At 66.6% G+C, this 15,587-nt stretch carries 16 protein-coding genes; 5 read left to right on the forward strand and 11 right to left on the reverse strand.

Annotated elements, in window-relative coordinates:
- Window positions 1-23 precede the first annotated feature (23 nt).
- Window positions 24-629 (reverse strand): flagellar transcriptional regulator FlhD, encoded by a 606-nt coding sequence (locus MBR110_RS21255; protein ID WP_155625423.1) that lies wholly within the window; start codon window positions 627-629, stop codon window positions 24-26.
- Here MBR110_RS21255 and MBR110_RS21260 point away from each other — a divergent pair.
- Window positions 603-1,244: a response regulator gene (locus tag MBR110_RS21260; RefSeq protein WP_011880715.1), complete on the forward strand. Its 642-nt coding sequence runs from the start codon at window positions 603-605 to the stop codon at window positions 1,242-1,244. The genes MBR110_RS21255 and MBR110_RS21260 overlap by 27 nt on opposite strands.
- Before the next feature lie 251 nt (window positions 1,245-1,495).
- Here the strand turns inward: MBR110_RS21260 and MBR110_RS21265 are convergent, their stop codons facing one another.
- Both MBR110_RS21265 and MBR110_RS21270 read right to left on the reverse strand, forming a co-directional pair.
- Window positions 1,496-2,785, reverse strand: coding sequence for a right-handed parallel beta-helix repeat-containing protein (locus tag MBR110_RS21265; RefSeq protein WP_181709316.1), 1,290 nt, complete (start codon window positions 2,783-2,785; stop codon window positions 1,496-1,498).
- 529 nt (window positions 2,786-3,314) lie between these two features.
- Window positions 3,315-4,199 (reverse strand): LysR family transcriptional regulator, encoded by an 885-nt coding sequence (locus MBR110_RS21270; protein ID WP_181709317.1) that lies wholly within the window; start codon window positions 4,197-4,199, stop codon window positions 3,315-3,317.
- A 76-nt stretch (window positions 4,200-4,275) separates the two neighbouring features.
- Between MBR110_RS21270 and MBR110_RS21275 the strand changes: the two genes are divergently transcribed.
- From MBR110_RS21275 to MBR110_RS21285, 3 genes are all read left to right on the forward strand, one after another.
- A complete protein-coding gene (locus MBR110_RS21275) occupies window positions 4,276-5,577 on the forward strand; it encodes an aspartate aminotransferase family protein (protein WP_034195474.1) in 1,302 nt (433 codons plus the stop codon).
- A gap of 85 nt (window positions 5,578-5,662) precedes the next feature.
- Window positions 5,663-6,526: an AraC family transcriptional regulator gene (locus MBR110_RS21280; RefSeq protein WP_011880719.1), complete on the forward strand. Its 864-nt coding sequence runs from the start codon at window positions 5,663-5,665 to the stop codon at window positions 6,524-6,526.
- 44 nt (window positions 6,527-6,570) lie between these two features.
- Complete coding sequence (locus MBR110_RS21285; RefSeq protein ID WP_011880720.1) at window positions 6,571-6,978, forward strand: DUF2000 domain-containing protein; 408 nt, start codon at window positions 6,571-6,573, stop codon at window positions 6,976-6,978.
- A gap of 31 nt (window positions 6,979-7,009) precedes the next feature.
- On the opposite strand, the gene MBR110_RS21290 is transcribed toward MBR110_RS21285, so the two are convergent.
- The 6 genes from MBR110_RS21290 to MBR110_RS21315 all read right to left on the reverse strand — a co-directional run bounded on the left by MBR110_RS21290 (window position 7,010) and on the right by MBR110_RS21315 (window position 12,464).
- Window positions 7,010-7,360, reverse strand: a complete 351-nt coding sequence (locus MBR110_RS21290; RefSeq protein ID WP_011880721.1) for a VOC family protein — start codon at window positions 7,358-7,360, stop codon at window positions 7,010-7,012.
- A gap of 91 nt (window positions 7,361-7,451) precedes the next feature.
- Window positions 7,452-8,153 carry an ABC transporter ATP-binding protein gene (locus MBR110_RS21295; RefSeq protein ID WP_006484776.1) on the reverse strand — a complete coding sequence of 234 codons (702 nt, stop codon included), beginning with the start codon at window positions 8,151-8,153 and terminating at the stop codon, window positions 7,452-7,454.
- The gene (gene livG / locus MBR110_RS21300) at window positions 8,153-8,926 is read right to left on the reverse strand and encodes a high-affinity branched-chain amino acid ABC transporter ATP-binding protein LivG (RefSeq protein WP_046423030.1); all 774 of its coding nucleotides are present in this window, start codon (window positions 8,924-8,926) and stop codon (window positions 8,153-8,155) included. Before livG ends, MBR110_RS21295 begins: the two co-directional genes overlap by 1 nt.
- Window positions 8,923-10,194 (reverse strand): high-affinity branched-chain amino acid ABC transporter permease LivM, encoded by a 1,272-nt coding sequence (locus tag MBR110_RS21305; RefSeq protein ID WP_059460590.1) that lies wholly within the window; start codon window positions 10,192-10,194, stop codon window positions 8,923-8,925. Before MBR110_RS21305 ends, livG begins: the two co-directional genes overlap by 4 nt.
- An 11-nt stretch (window positions 10,195-10,205) precedes the next feature.
- Window positions 10,206-11,132: a high-affinity branched-chain amino acid ABC transporter permease LivH gene (gene livH, locus MBR110_RS21310; RefSeq protein ID WP_011880725.1), complete on the reverse strand. Its 927-nt coding sequence runs from the start codon at window positions 11,130-11,132 to the stop codon at window positions 10,206-10,208.
- 213 nt (window positions 11,133-11,345) lie between these two features.
- Complete coding sequence (locus tag MBR110_RS21315) at window positions 11,346-12,464, reverse strand: branched-chain amino acid ABC transporter substrate-binding protein (protein ID WP_059695878.1); 1,119 nt, start codon at window positions 12,462-12,464, stop codon at window positions 11,346-11,348.
- A 787-nt stretch (window positions 12,465-13,251) separates the two neighbouring features.
- Between MBR110_RS21315 and MBR110_RS21320 the strand changes: the two genes are divergently transcribed.
- Window positions 13,252-13,809, forward strand: coding sequence for a hypothetical protein (locus tag MBR110_RS21320; RefSeq protein ID WP_060122698.1), 558 nt, complete (start codon window positions 13,252-13,254; stop codon window positions 13,807-13,809).
- A gap of 61 nt (window positions 13,810-13,870) precedes the next feature.
- On the opposite strand, the gene MBR110_RS21325 is transcribed toward MBR110_RS21320, so the two are convergent.
- Both MBR110_RS21325 and MBR110_RS21330 read right to left on the reverse strand, forming a co-directional pair.
- Window positions 13,871-14,368, reverse strand: coding sequence for a PIN domain-containing protein (locus MBR110_RS21325; protein ID WP_011880728.1), 498 nt, complete (start codon window positions 14,366-14,368; stop codon window positions 13,871-13,873).
- Window positions 14,365-15,537 carry an XRE family transcriptional regulator gene (locus MBR110_RS21330; RefSeq protein WP_011880729.1) on the reverse strand — a complete coding sequence of 391 codons (1,173 nt, stop codon included), beginning with the start codon at window positions 15,535-15,537 and terminating at the stop codon, window positions 14,365-14,367. Before MBR110_RS21330 ends, MBR110_RS21325 begins: the two co-directional genes overlap by 4 nt.
- Window positions 15,538-15,587: the final 50 nt, after the last annotated feature.

Consider the following 15,587-nt stretch of genomic DNA (forward strand, 5'->3'; position numbering starts at 1 on the left):
CGCATCGATGACGCCGGGCACACTCAGGCGCGGCACGCAGATCGATCGAACGACGCGAGTTCGCTCCTCTCGATCCTCAGCGTCATCGACAGCGATGCATTCGCATTGGCCGGGTCGCCCGTCATGCCGAGCCGGAACGTCGCGGTCGCGCAATCCGCCAGCAGTCGTTGCAGCGACAACCACAAGTACGACACGTTCGACTCCCACACTGCGTCACCCGAATCACGAATACTCGGCATCCGCGCCAAATTGCAGTTCGAATCCGCGCAATCCGGCGGTCCGCCCATCCGGCGATCCGGCCATTGCCGCGATTCTGTTTGGTTGTCGGCGCATCGAATTGGGCCTGCACCGGGACGCCACCACGCAGCGACGATCGCCGGGGATTGGTTACCGGCGCGAGTCAGTCGCGGCGATTCATGCGGCAATGTAAATACGATGTCGCCGCAACGATCGACGTCGCCGAAACAGGCGCGTTGCACGCGCACGATTGCCTGTAAGATCGCACGGCGGAACGCGACCACGACCAGCCATCCGGGCCTTGCACGCAACCTCGGGCCTCGTTCAACCGGCAGCTTTTCCTCCCTTCGGCATCGCGGATTCTCATGAAGATTCTCATCGTCGACGATCATCCGATTCTGCGCGACGGCGTAGCCGCATTGCTGCGTCAAAACGGCGAAGACGTAACGGTCGCGCAAGCCGGCAACGCCGACGATGCGATGCGGATGCTCGATCAATCCGCCGATTTCGACGCGATCGTGCTCGACCTGAAGCTGCCGGGAATGAACGGCCTCGATGCGATCTCCGCGTTTGCCGGCAAGTGCCCGCAACTGCAGATCATCGTGCTGTCCACGTCCGAGGATGCGGCCGACGTGCGGGCCGCCTTCGCGCGCGGCGCGCTCGGCTACGTGCCGAAATCGGCGGGGCCGCATACGGTGCTGTCGGCGATCAGGATGGTGCTCGACGGCGAGCGCTACGTGCCGCCGCTGATGCTCGACGATTCGTCGTCGGCCGCACCGGGCAGCCCGCGTCCTGCGCCGGCGACGCGCAGCGCCGGGCCGCTCACGCAGCGCCAGATCGAGGTGCTGCGATACGTTGCAGAAGGCGTGCCCAACAAGGTGATCGCGGATCGCCTCAATCTGTCCGAGAAGACGGTCAAGGCGCACGTCACGGCGATCTTCAAGGCGCTCAATGTGCTGAACCGTACCCAGGCGGCAGCGGCCGCGCGCAAGGCCGGGCTGCTGTGAGCCGGGATGGGCAGCTCGCGCACGCGCGACAAGCGCCGCGAGATCCGATCGCACCATGTACGCCCCGATGCGGCGGCCGGATTTGCCGGCACACCCGCGCCGGATGGCCTGACGCGCGATGTGCTTGTCGGCGCGCGCCGAGGCCAACATTCGGCACCGACGCGATTCGGCCGCACGTCGCGACGATGATGCACGCGTATGCCGAAACCTGCGGTCCGTGCGGCGCCGCGTGACGGCGTTGCGCCGCGCGGCTACCGCATCAGATTGGTACGCACCTGCGGCATCGTCGCCGTCGCCGCGCCGGTCGCCTGAATCGTTCCCGACGGCGATGCGCCGACCGGCGCGACCAGCGCAACGCCGTCGAGCGTGTTGCCGGCCACGACGATCCGGCCGGCCGGGCAGCCGCGCGACAGCAACGACACCGGCGCTTGCGCGATCGACGCGAACGCGTTGTTTGCCGCCTCGAACGCGCACACGTTCCCCAGCGCGCGGAACCCGGTGTAGCCGGACCCGGTCACGCGATTGCGCGTGACGACGACGTACGACACCGTGCCCGACCACGTATCGAGCTCGAGTGCGCCCTGTTGCGTCGGCAACAGTCCGTTGTCGACGTTCGCGTTCTGGACGTTCGACACGACGTTGTTGTCGACGACGACGTTCGAGACGCCGTAGGTGCGCCAGCTGTCCTCCTGCGCGACCAGAATGCCGGCCGCCTTCTGCACGCCGTCGACCGTATTGTTCGAGATCGTCACCGCCTGGCCGCCGACGACGGCGATTCCGCGCCCCCAGTAGTTTCCCGATACGGTGTTGTGGTCGATCAGCACGTTGTTGCTCACGCGGCCGTCGGACAGATAGCTGACGACGGCGATCAGGTCGTCGCCGGTGCCCGTCACCGTGTTGCCCTGCACCAGCACGTTGGCTGCGCCGTCGGTCATGTGGATGCCGTCGGCAAGCGTCGCGCGCACCGTATTGCCGACGATCGCGACGTTGCGGCCGCCGAACACGAAGATGCCCGCGCTCGCGCCGCCCTGCACCGTCACGCCGAGCACCTGAACGCCGGTGCCGGTCACTTCGACCTTGGTCGACGCCGGTGTCGCGAGGCGCGTCGTGCCGGCGCCGATCAGCGTGACGCCGACCAGCGTCGAATCGGCGCCGCTCATCACGATCGTCTGGTCGGCCGGATTCGTCGCCGCGAGCGTCGCGCCGTAGCCCGACACGACGACACCCGACATCGCAACCGACAGCGACCGGCTGACCGTATAGCGTCCCGGCGAAAGTATCAGCGTTTGTCCGGCCTGCAATGCATTGAGCGCCGCCTGCAATGCGTCGGCCTGGTCGCTGCCGTCGACGGCCGGCTTGACGATCACGGGCGGCAGCGTAGCCGATGCGGCCGGTCGCACGCGCGATGCGCGGGATGGGTGGAACGCGTGCGACGGCGCGGTATACGTGAGCGTCGCCGCGTGGGCCGGAACCGGCGCATGGCCGGCGCTGCATGCCAGCGCGGCGAGCGCGGCACTGACGATCCGAAGTGACCTGTTCATGCTGACCCCTCGTTGCCCATCCGCCCGCAGCGGCATCCGATGCGGCGGCATCCGGCCCGATGAGGTCGGCGGTCGACGGCGAGCCGGCGCGACCGAGGTCGGCCAGCGGGACGGAACGGGTTCGTGCGAAAACAGTTGAGTGGCGCATCGCTTGACGTCGTCACCCGCGCTTCCACCGAAACAGGCGCGCTCCCCCGAACGCGGCCCGATGGTCGACGGTCCCCGGTAGCCAGCTACCGTCGAACGACGTGCGAAGGCCGTTGCATGAGCGACGCGGGATGGTGGGCGGCCCTGTCGACCCGCGCATCGGGTCGCTCGATTCGAAGTCTATTTCGCGATCGACGCGTGTAAATGCGACAGAAGGCGCGCGACGTCGTAAGACGGTCGCGGGGCAGCAGCGCGCCTGCACGCGACCGAACTTACGACCCGCGATGCGGAAAGCCGCACCGCGGGCATGCGCATCATCGGTTCTGACGGGAGTTGCGCTGCGACGCACGGTAACGGCATGCGCCGCCTCGGCCGCCGCGAGTCACAACAGCGGCAACACCGCGCGTATGTGCTCGGCGAACACCGCCGTCAGATGCGACGGCCGCTTCCGGTCGAAGCGCAGCGTGATGCCCACCGCCGGCAGCGGCGGCAGCCCGCGTTCGGCGGCGAGGATCGCGAGGTCCGCGGGCACCGCCGTTTGCGTCATCACCGCGATCGCCTGCCCGGAGCGCACCAGCGCGATCAGCCCCGCGAGGCTGCTGCTCGCATAGGCGACGCGATAGTCGCGCCCGGCGCGCGCCAGCGCGTCGCACGCCGCGATGTGGTCGAGCGTGTCGGGATCGGAGAGCGCGAGCGGCAGCCGCTCGAACTGCGCGGTATCGAGCCCCGGATAGCCGATCCACACCAGCTGCTCGCGGCGGATGAAATCGTCGGTTGCCGCCTCGTCGGGCACCGAGATCATCGCGAGATCGACGGCGCGCTTGTCGAGCTGCTCGAGCAGCCGCGGCGTCGGCCCGCACACGACCTCGACGATCGCGTGCGGATGATGGCTCGAGAACTGCCGCAGCAGCGACGGCAGCCACACCTGCGCGTAATCGTCCGGGCACCCGAAGCGGATCGTGCCCGACAGCCCCGTGCCGCACAGATCGGCCAGCGCCTCGTCGTGCTGCCGCAGGATGCGCTGCGCATGCAGCAGCAGCCGCTCGCCGGGATGCGTGAGCACCACGCCGCGTCCGGTGCGCTGGAACAGCGGCTGGTCGACGCTCTCCTCGAGCCGCCGCATCTGCTGGCTGAGCGCGGACTGCGTGCGGCCGACCCGCGCCGCCGCGCGGCTGAGCGAGCGCACTTCGGCGATCACGACGAACGAGCGCAGCAGATCGATGTCGAGCGAACGTGCCAAGGTATTAGCTCCTTTTCTACCTTGCATAAGAACTATTCGTTTCCATCAAAACAGAGCGGCGCCTAGACTGCAAGCGTTCCCTGCCCCTCGCCTGGAGAAAACGATGTCCGCAAACGACGACGCAACGTTCTGGCACAACGCGACGCATCACCTGATCCGCTACGGCGGCACGTTCGAGCCGCTCATCGTCGAGCGTGCGCAGGGCAGCTTCGTCTACGACGCGGACGGCCGCGCGATCCTCGACTTCACGTCGGGCCAGATGAGCGCGGTGCTCGGGCACTGCCATCCGGACATCGTCGCGGTCATCGCCGAATATGCGGGCAAGCTCGATCACCTGTTCAGCGGGATGCTGTCGCGGCCGGTCGTCGAGCTCGCGACGCGCCTCGCCGACCTCACGCCGCCGGGCCTCGATCGCGCGCTGCTGCTGAGCACCGGCGCGGAATCGAACGAAGCGGCGATCCGGATGGCGAAGCTCGTCACCGGCAAGTACGAGATCGTCGGCTTCGCGCAGTCGTGGCATGGGATGACGGGCGCGGCGGCGTCCGCCACCTACAGCGCGGGCCGCAGGGGCGTCGGCCCGGCGGCCGTGGGCTCGTTCGCGATTCCGGCGCCGTTCGCGTACCGGCCGCGCTTCGAGCGCAACGGCGCGTACGACTACCTTGCGGAACTCGACTACGCGTTCGATCTGATCGATCGCCAGTCCAGCGGCAATCTCGCCGCGTTCATCGCGGAGCCGATCCTCAGCTCGGGCGGCATCATCGAACTGCCGGACGGCTACATGGCGGCGCTCAAGCGCAAGTGCGACGAGCGCGGGATGCTGCTGATCCTCGACGAAGCGCAGACGGGCGTCGGCCGCACCGGCACGATGTTCGCGTGCCAGCGCGACGGCGTGACGCCCGACATCCTGACGCTGTCGAAGACGCTCGGCGCCGGGCTGCCGCTCGCGGCCGTCGTCACGTCCGCACAGATCGAGGAGCGGGCGCACGCGCTCGGCTACCTGTTCTACACGACCCACGTGTCGGACCCGCTGCCGGCCGCGGTCGGCCTGCGCGTGCTCGACGTGGTGCAGCGCGACGGCCTCGTGCAACGCGCGAACCTGATGGGCGAGCGGCTGCGGCGCGGGCTGCTCGACCTGATGGAGCGCTTCGAATGCATCGGCGACGTGCGCGGACGCGGGTTGCTGCTCGGCGTCGAGATCGTCAAGGATCGGCGCACGAAGGAGCCGGCGGACGGCCTCGGCGCGAAGATCACGCGCGAATGCATGAAGCTCGGGCTCAGCATGAACATCGTGCAGCTGCCGGGGATGGGCGGCGTGTTCCGGATCGCGCCGCCGCTCACGGTCAGCGAAGCCGAAATCGATCTCGGGCTGTCGCTGCTCGAACAGGCGATCGCGCGCGCGCTGTAACGCCGTCGCGTGCGCCGGCGCCGCACGGACCCTCCGCGATCTGCGTACACTATCCGCCGGGCAACGACGGGCAGCGAGGCGAGCGATGGGACGCGCAGCGGATGACGGCGGCACGCACGAGCACTGGCTCGTCGCGCGCCGCGATCCTGAAACGGGGATCGAAAGCCTGCGCGCGCATTTCAGCGGCCACGCATACGACCCGCACGATCACGACGACATGCTGATCGGCTTCACCGAACAGGGCGTGCAGCGGTTCCAGTGTCATCGGTCGCTGCATACCAGCGTGCCGGGCCGCGCGATCCTGATCGAGCCCGGTGCGACGCACGACGGCCATGCGCCGGAAGCCGGCGGCTTCACGTATTCGATGCTGTACCTGCCGCAGGCATGGGTCGAGCGTGCGGCGCGCCGCATCGATCTTCCCGGCCTGAGCGGCGTCGAAGCCGCGTTCGGCCATACGCTGGTCGACGATCGCGCGCTCGTCGAGGCGATCCGCGACGCCTTCGTCGCGCTGCACGGCAACGAAGGCAAGCTCGCGCGCGACCAGACGCTCGACCGTCTGCTCACGCGGCTCGGCGGCCAGCTGCGCGCGTCGTCGCCGACCGGCGTCGGCGGCCGCGACGTGCCGCCCGCGATCGCGCGCGTGCGCGAGCTGCTGCACATGCGAATGGACGGCAACCCGGGGCTCGACGAACTCGCCGAACTCGCTGGCGTCGATCGCTTCCGGCTCACGCGGCTGTTCCAGCGGGCCTACGGCACGTCGCCGCACGCGTATCTGGTGCGCCTGCGGCTGCGCGCCGCGCGGCGGCTGCTCGCGGCCGGCCGCACGCCCGCGCAGGCCGCCGCGGACGTCGGTTTCGCCGACCAGAGCCACCTCGGCCGCTGGTTCCGCCGCGCGTACCGGATGACGCCGGCCGCGTATCGGCGGATCTGCACAAACGTTCCAGACTGAACGCGCGCGGCGTCCGATCATGAGCGCTTCAACCAGGAGCACTCATGTTCGATACGAAGGTGGCATTGATCGTGCGCGACGATCTCGCGGCGTGGCAGAAACTCAACGTGGTCGCGTTTCTCGCGACGGGTGTCGCGGCCGGTGCACCCGATGCGCTCGGCGAGCCATACGAGGATGCGGCCGGCAATCGCTACGGCCGCATGCTCGGCCAGCCGATGCTGGTGTTCGCGGCCGATCTGAACGGGCTGCAGGCCGCGCATCGGCAGGCGCTGTCGCGCGAGCTGAGGATCGTGCCGTACGTGCGCGCGATGTTCTCGACCGGGCACGACGCGGCCAACCGCGACGCGTTTCGCGCCGAGGATGCCGCCAATCTGGATCTGGTCGGCCTCGCGCTGCACGGGCCGAAGAAGGCCGTCGACAAGGCCGTGAAGGGGCTCTCGCTGCACGCATGAAGGTGTCCGTGCGGCGCGGCGCGCGAGCCGGTCAGCGATGCACGAGCACGTTCACGAGCTTGCCGAACGGATCGCGCACGAAGAAGCGCCGCACACCCCACGGCTCGTCGGCCGGCCCGTATTCGACCGCAATGCCGGCCGCCTGAATGCGCGCGAGCGCCTCGTCGAGGTCGTCGACTTCGATCGACAGGTCGGGCGTCGGCGTGCCGGACCCGCCCTGCGATGCGAAGCTGATCTGCACGCGCATCCGCTCGGCGCTGCCGTAGGTGGCGATCCAGCCGAGATCCATTAGCAGGTCCAGACCGAAGATCTGCTGATAGAAGCGCTTGGCGTCGTCGACCGACTGCGTGTCGACGTTCGCGACGATGCGTTTGACCTTCATCGGTTGCCTCCTCGGTACGTGTGAACGAGCGGCAGCGGCACCGAGCGTCGCAAGCCGCCGGCCCGTTGCAGGCCGGCGGCGCGCGGTGCACTCAGCCGCCGAGATACGCCTGCTTGATCCGGTCGTTCGCGAGCAGGTTCGCGCCGGTGTCGGCCAGCACGACGCGCCCCGTCTCGAGCACGTAGCCGCGATCGGCCACGCCGAGCGCCTTGTTGGCATTCTGCTCGACCAGGAACACCGTGACGCCTTCGTCGCGGATCGTCCGGATGATGTCGAAGATCTGCGCGATCACGAGCGGCGCGAGGCCGAGCGTCGGCTCGTCGAGCAGCAGCAGGCGCGGCTTGCTCATCAGCGCGCGGCCGATCGCGAGCATCTGCTGCTCGCCGCCCGACATCGTGCCGGCCCGCTGCGCCGCGCGCTCCTTCAGGCGCGGAAACAGCTTGAACACGTGCTCGATGCCGTCGTCGATCTCGTGCCGGCTCGCGAAGAAGCCGCCCATCTTCAGGTTCTCGAGCACCGTCAGGCTCGGGAACACGCGCCGCCCTTCCGGCGAGATCGCCATCCCCTGCCGCATGATCTGGTGCGTCGACATCGCGGTGATGTCGTTGCCCTCGAACAGCACGCGGCCGGACGACGCGCGCGGCGTGCCGCACACGGTCATCATCAACGTCGTCTTGCCGGCGCCGTTGCTGCCGATCAGCGTGACGATCTCGCCCTTGTTCACTTCGATCGACACGCCGGCGAGCGCTTCGACCGCGCCGTAGTGCGTATGGACCTGTTCCAGCTTCAGCATCACTCTTCCCCCAGGTACGCCTTGATCACGCGCGGGTCGTTGCGGACCGCGTCGGGCGTGCCGATCACGATCGGCCGGCCGTGCTCCATCACGAGGATGCGGTCCGACACGCCCATCACGAGGCTCATGTCGTGCTCGATCAGCAGCACCGATACGCCGAACTCGCGGCGCAGCCTGTCGATCAGATGCTGCAGCTCGATCTTCTCCTGCGGGTTCAGGCCGGCCGCCGGCTCGTCGAGCATCAGCAGGCGCGGCTCGGTGATCATGCAGCGCGCGATCTCGAGACGCCGCTGGTGCCCGTACGACAGCGTGCCGGCCGGCCGGTTGGCGACCGCCGTCAGCCCCATCCGGTCGAGCCACACGGCCGCGCGTTCGAGCGCTTCCTTCTCGGCGCGGCGATACGCGGGCGTCGCGAACAGGCCCGGCAGCAGCCCCGACTTCACCTTGCGGTGCTGCGCGACCAGCAGGTTCTCGACCACCGTCAGCGACTTGAACAGACGGATGTTCTGGAACGTGCGCACCAGGCCCTTCAATGCGATCTTGTGGCTCGGCAGCCCGGCGATCGCATGACCGTCGAGCACGACGTCGCCGCCGGTCGGCCTGTAGAAGCCGCCGACGCAGTTGAACACCGTGGTCTTGCCCGCGCCGTTCGGCCCGATGATCGCGAACACCTCGTTGCGGCGCACGTCGAAATCGATGCCGTCCACCGCGAGCAACCCGCCGAAGCGCATCTGCAGCCCGGCGACCTTCAACAGTTCTGGATTCGCGCTCATTGCGGCAGCTCCACGTGGGGACGGCTCGCGGGCAGCAGGCCCTGCGGACGCCACATCATCATCAACACCATCACCAGACCGAAGATCAGCATCCGGTATTCGGCGAAACCGCGCGCGACTTCGGGCAGCACGGTCAGCAGGATCGCGGCGAGGATCACGCCGAGCTGCGAACCCATCCCGCCGAGCACGACGATCGCGAGGATCAGCGCCGATTCGATGAACGTGAACGATTCGGGATTCACGAGGCCCTGGCGCGCCGCGAAGAACGCGCCGCCGATGCCGGCGAACGCCGCGCCGAGCGTGAACGCCGACAGCTTGATGCGGGTCGGGTTCAGGCCCAGCGAGCGGCACGCGATCTCGTCGTCGCGCAGCGCTTCCCACGCGCGCCCCATCGGCATGCGGATCAGGCGGCTCGTCACGAACAGCGTGAAGCCGACCAGCGCCAGCGCGATCAGGTACAGGAAGATCACCATGTGCTCGCCGCTGTATTCCAGCCCGATCAGCTCGTGGAAGGTCTTCGCGCCTTCGACGCTCGCCGAGCGCGCCATCTCGAAGCCGAACACCGTCGGCTTCGGAATGCTCGAGATGCCGTCCGGGCCGCCCGTCAGGTCGGTCAGATTGTTCGCGAGCAGGCGGATGATTTCGCCGAAGCCGAGCGTGACGATCGCCAGATAGTCGCCGCGCAGCCGCAGCACCGGGAAGCCGAGCAGGAAGCCGAAGGTCGCCGAGGCGAGCGCCGCGATCGGCAGGCACTCCCAGAACGACAGCCCGAAATACTGGTTGAGCATCGCGTAGGTATAGCCGCCGACCGCGTAGAAGCCGACGTAGCCGAGATCCAGCAGCCCCGCGAAGCCGACCACGATGTTCAGCCCGAGGCCGAGGATCACGTAGATCAGCGCGAGCGTCGCGACGTCCACCGCGCCGCGCGAGCCGAAGAACGGCCACACGAGCCCGACCGCGAGCAGCACCCAGATGATCGCGCGCTGCTGCTGCGCGCCGATCGCGGGCGCCGCCGGCAGCTTCACCGCCGATTTCGCGCGCACGAGCCACGGCTTGAACAGCTGGAACAGGAACACGGCCGCGACCGCGATCCAGACCGGACGCCAGTGCGGCGTCAGCACCACTTGATAGCCGTCGAGCTTCAGCTGCAGGCCCAACACGGGAATCGTGAGGATCGCGGTCAGCAGCGCGGCGGCCACCGCATTCTTCAGCGCCTGGCCGGCGGTCGCGCCGGCGGACGGACGGCGCACGGAAATGACTTGACTCATCTGCGTCTCCCTCAGACCTTTTCGATGTCCGACTTGCCGAGCAGGCCGGTCGGGCGGAAGAGCAGGATCAGCACGAGCAGGCCGAACGCGACCACGTCCTTGTACTCGGCCGGCATGTAGCCTGCGGCGAAGGTTTCGGCGAGGCCCAGCAGCACGCCGCCGAGCATCGCGCCCGGGATGCTGCCGATCCCGCCGAGCACGGCGGCGGTGAACGCCTTGATGCCGGCGACGAAGCCGATGTACGGATTGAGCTTGCCGATCGTCAGCCCGATCAGCACGCCGCCGACGGCCGCCAGCATCGCGCCGAGCACGAACGTGAACGAGATCACGCGGTTCGTGTCGATGCCGAGCAGGTTCGCCATCTTCATGTCCTCGGCACACGCGCGGCACGCGCGGCCCATCCGCGAGTGCGAGATGAACAGCGTGAGCGCGATCATCAGCACGAGCGTCACGCCGACGATCAGCAGGCGCGCATACGGCACCGTCACGTCGTAGTCGCCGCCGAGATGGATGTCGAACGCGCCGGAGATCAGCACCGGCACGGACACGTCGCGTGCGCCCTGGCCGATCTGCACGTAGTTCTGCAGGAAGATCGACATGCCGATCGCCGAGATCAGCGGCACGAGGCGCGGGCCGCCGCGCAGCGGCCGGTACGCGACGCGCTCGACCGCGAAGCCGTACAGGCCGGTGACGAGCACCGACACGATCAGCGCGGCGCCGAGCACGAGCGGCAGCGGATAGCCGGCGGAGATGCCGATCGCGGTGAGGGTCACGAGGCCCACGTACGCGCCGATCATGTAGATCTCGCCGTGCGCGAAGTTGATCATGCCGATGATGCCGTAGACCATCGAATAGCCGATGGCGATCAACGCATAGATCGCGCCCAGCGTCAGGCCGTTGACCAGCTGCTGGGCGAATTGGGGAAAGAAGTCAGTCATGTGCGGGAAGCTCCCGTTGGCATCGGTCGCGGGCCGCCGCCGGATCGTGGCGTGGGGCCGCGCGCGATGCACGGTGTGTCTGGTGTGTCTCGGGCCGCCCGTCGGCGCGCATCGGGCCGATGCGCGACCGATGCGCGACCAATACGCGACCAATACGCACGCCGCCCCGTCCGGATGCCGGACGAGGCGGGTGCGCGGGCGGGTACTGCGTTGTTACTTGGCGGCGGTCTTCGTCGCGTCCTTGTGCCACGTGTAGACGACGAACTTGAACGCCTTCAGGTCGCCCTGGGCGTCGTACGCGACCTTGCCGATCGGCGTGTCGAACGTCGTCTTGTGCATGTACGCGGCCACCTTCGTCGGGTCGGTCGTCTTCGCGCCCGCGATCGAATCGGCGATGATCTTCACCGCTGCGTATGCGGGCATCTGGAACGGGCCGTTCGCGTCGCGCTTCTTGTCGGCGAACGCCTTCACGAGGCCCGCGTTGGCCGGGTCGGCCGAGAAGTCGGCCGGCAGCGTGACCAGCATGCCTTCCGAAGCCGGGCCGGCGATCGCGGTCACGTCCTTGTTGCCCACGCCTTCGGGGCCCATGAACGTGGCCTTCACGCCCTGCTCGCGCGCCTGGCGCATCAGCAGGCCCATTTCCGGGTGGTAACCGCCGAAGTAGACGAAATCGACGCCTTGCGACTTCAGCTTCGTGATGACCGCCGAGTAGTCCGAATCGCCGGCGTTGATGCCTTCGAACAGCACGACGGGGATCTTCGCGGCTTCGAGGTCCTTCTTCACCGACGATGCGATGCCCTGGCCGTACGACTGCTTGTCGTGCAGGATCGCGACCTTCTTCGGCTTCACGTTGTTGATGATGTAGTGCGCGGCGGCCGGGCCTTGCTGATCGTCGCGGCCGATCGTGCGGAAGATGAAGTGACGCTTCTTGCCTTCGGTCAGCTGCGGCGCAGTGGCCGACGGCGTGACCATCACGATGCCTTCGCTCTCGTAGATGTCGGAGGCGGGAATCGTCGAGCCCGAGCACACGTGGCCGATCACGTACTTGATCTTCTGGCTGACGATCTTGTTGGCGACGGCGACGGCCTGCTTCGGTTCGCATGCGTCGTCCATCGTCACCAGTTCGAGCTTGTTGCCGCCCGCGCCGCCTGCCGCGTTGATCTGTTCGACCGCGGTCAGCACGCCGGCCTTCACCATGTCGCCATACTGGGCGACCGAGCCGCTCATCGGGCCGGCGAAGGCGATCTTCACGGTTTCCGCTTGCGCGGCGGCGGCGCCGGCGGCGAACAGCACGGCGGCGACGGAAATGGAGGTAAGACGGGACAGCGTCATCAGGAACTCCTCGATGTTGTTAGTCATACGGGCAAAGGCGGCATGACTTGCGCAATCGAACAGCACCCGGGGCGAGGATATGGGACACGCCCGAGACACATGAAGACGGACCTGCGGAGGGATGATGCATAGCGGGGCCCGGCTCTTGCAGTCCCCGAAGGGGACGTCTGGTTCGGAAAGACATCGTGATGCGTCTTGCATTGCGCAAGCGTTTCGCCTGCCCCGCTTGCCAAATCGCTAGTCGGAGGGATGTTCCGACAGCCGTTGGCAAGGCAGCCGAAATTATATGGGCGTTTTTGAAACGTCTGTCAAAAATGCGTCTCCTATGAGGGAAAACACGGAGAAACCTCGGGCGGTGGCGGTGGCGATCGGGGAGCAACTGGGTGACGGTCGTGAGGTTGGTGGCCGGTGCAATCGGGTTGCGATTTTGAAGCTCTCTGCACGATGAAGCCTTGCTGGACAACGCGTTCGGCGAGATCGGGAGACATGACGCGTGATTCGGAAGTCGTGCACGGCTGTATGCCGCGGCAGGTATTCAACAGAGGATTCAGGCGAACGCACCGGCGTGGGGCGCGAGCGGATCGCGCGATTTCCTTCTTTATGCTGACGATTTCACGCGTTACGAAAGCATATTGTTATATCTGTGAAATAATTCGAACTCGCAACCGCAATCCAGCCAGCCCTCCTGCACGTCGTTTGACGCGCCCCTGTCGCGCCCCCTGTCGCACCGCAGCCAGCCAGTGATCTGCCGTTTTTTCTCGTTGCATGTCACCTGCCGGAGGGCCCGATGCATCATCCTCTTCGTTTTTCTTCCGCCGCCACCATTGCCTGCGCGCTTTCGCTCGGTGCTGCCGACGCTTCGAGTCGCGATTCGCTGATCGACGGTTCAGGCAATACCAATCTGTTTCATTCGGAACGTCGCGCCGCGGCCCGGAACGACGTCCGCCCGGTTCGCGCGAAACGACGCGCGAAGGAAGCGGCGCCGCTCAAGCGCAGCCCGTTCGATACGCGCGATACGCGGGCATTGCGTGTGTCGGGGGACAAGCTCGAGCCGCAGCCTTCGACGGGCGGCGGCCTCGGTCGCGTGCTGTCGGAGATCGAACAGCGCGAGCAGCGCCGGAACGAACATCTGTGGGCCGACGAGCAGCGGCCCGTCGATGTACCGCACTACTCCATCGGCGCGCCGAATCCATTCCTCTACGTGCCCGACGCGTCGAACCGGTTCAATTCGGCTGTGCTGCCACCGCCGCCGCGTGCGTTGTTCTACGACAACGGTGCGCGCTCGCGTTGCGTGGTTACGCGCGGCGCGGGGACGTCGCGGTCGGTTTGCAATATCGGGAGGTGATGGGGGCTGTGGTGGGGTAGCAGTTGCCGTCAGGCATCCTGTGCCACCGTCGCCCGGCAGATCAGAACTGCCAATCCTGCTGGTGCATGAACTCCTCGAGATCGATACACGGAATCTCGAAATGGGCGCATACGTTGGGAATCTTCGCGGCGTGCGGCTTCGGCACCAAGCCGGCGCCCGCACGCTGCCACCCCTCTTCGGTCACGACCGTTCCCCGGCGCACCCTGGCGCACGCTATGACGAACGGATCGGCGACCGGCGTGCCCTTGAGACGTTGCTGCTGCCCGATCAATGCCTGAAAGTGCTTGATGCGCAAAATCGCTGCGACGAATCGGAGTTCGTCCACGGTCGGCGTCGTGAATACGGATCGGTTGCCTTTCACCCACGCCGACACATCAGCGCTCACGGCCTGTCGTTCGATTTCGTTCAACACTTCTCTCGTCGAAATCAAGCGCCGCTGGCTTACGAGTTTCTCGATACCATCCCAGATACTGCGGAACACGCGCGGATAGAAATGCTGCAATGATCGAATGGAGCTGGTATCGAAGACATAGATCATGCACCGGCCCCATGAAGAACATGCTCTTCAAATCCGGCGAAGCTTTTCGGCTTGATACCGAGAAAATCCGCCGCCTGCTCGAGCGTGATCTGGTGCCGGTAGTGGCGACCGACGACTTCCCGCGCGAATCGATCGCTCAGATATGCACCCTGGTTCGCATAGTAGCTACCGCCGGCCGTATCTCTGCGCTGCGCCGACCACATCGCAGCCTTGCTCCTGTAGAAAGCCGGACTGACTCGTCCCTGGTCCAGCAAGCGCCGCAGCACGGCCTCGCGGCTCACGCCGAAATAGCCGGCCAGCTCGGCAAACGCTTCCTCGGACACAGACTCGACATTGGCAGGAAGCGTTGCCGCAAGACGGTCGAATACGGCGTGCGGAATCAGTATCTCCGCCGCGATGGCATTGCAGAATCGCTCGATTTTCCTTTCGGCTTGGGGAAGCGCATCGATATAACCGGAATCGAGCTTGCTCAGGCCATTCATGTTCAGGAGCAAGTGCGCCAATTCATGCATGAGGCTGAATATTTGACGCGTCTTGGTCGTACTGTTGTTCAGATAGATGATCGGAAATGCGTCGTCCATCAAGCAAAAGCCCGAGATTTCACGCTGCCTGAATGCCGACTTGAAAACAAAAATACCCGCTTCCTCAACGGCCTTGCGCCATTGCTTGAGAGCGAGTTCATCATTGCGCCACGACGCTTGTTCATCTAGCGTGATACCGAGCGCATCGCGAACCCTGGCGGCCTGCCTGGATACGGGCTCCGATAGTGACAGCGACGACGACTTCCAGATCATCCGGGCTGCCGGGTTGCGCCCGCCGAACACCTCCCCGAGCGAGAGCTGAAATGCCTGAGCCTGCCGGATCTGCAGATACGTGTCGCGTGCAAGCGATCGCATGTCGGCTTCCGGGAGCGTCCGAAATTCGCTCTGGGGTACTTTCTCGTCGGGCGGAGCCGGAAGAAAGAAGACGGCGAGCGGCCTCTTGAAAACTTGATACGCGAGCTTCTCGAGTTGAGCGTAGGTCGGCGCCCCGGCGCCGGCCTCCCAGTCGGCAACCTCGGCAGCGGGGACGCGCAGCATGATCGCCACCTCGTCGAGCGACAGTCCGACCGTCTCTCTTGCCCAGCGCAACACCTCGGCCTGCACGCCTTCAACGGGTTCTCGTTTCATCCCAGTTTCTCAATCGATTCAAAAGGGCCACCATCCACCATCCACCATCC

Origin of the sequence: Burkholderia sp. MBR-1 (assembly GCF_013822785.1) — a bacterium.
In the GTDB taxonomy this organism is placed as follows: Bacteria; Pseudomonadota; Gammaproteobacteria; order Burkholderiales; family Burkholderiaceae; genus Burkholderia; species Burkholderia vietnamiensis.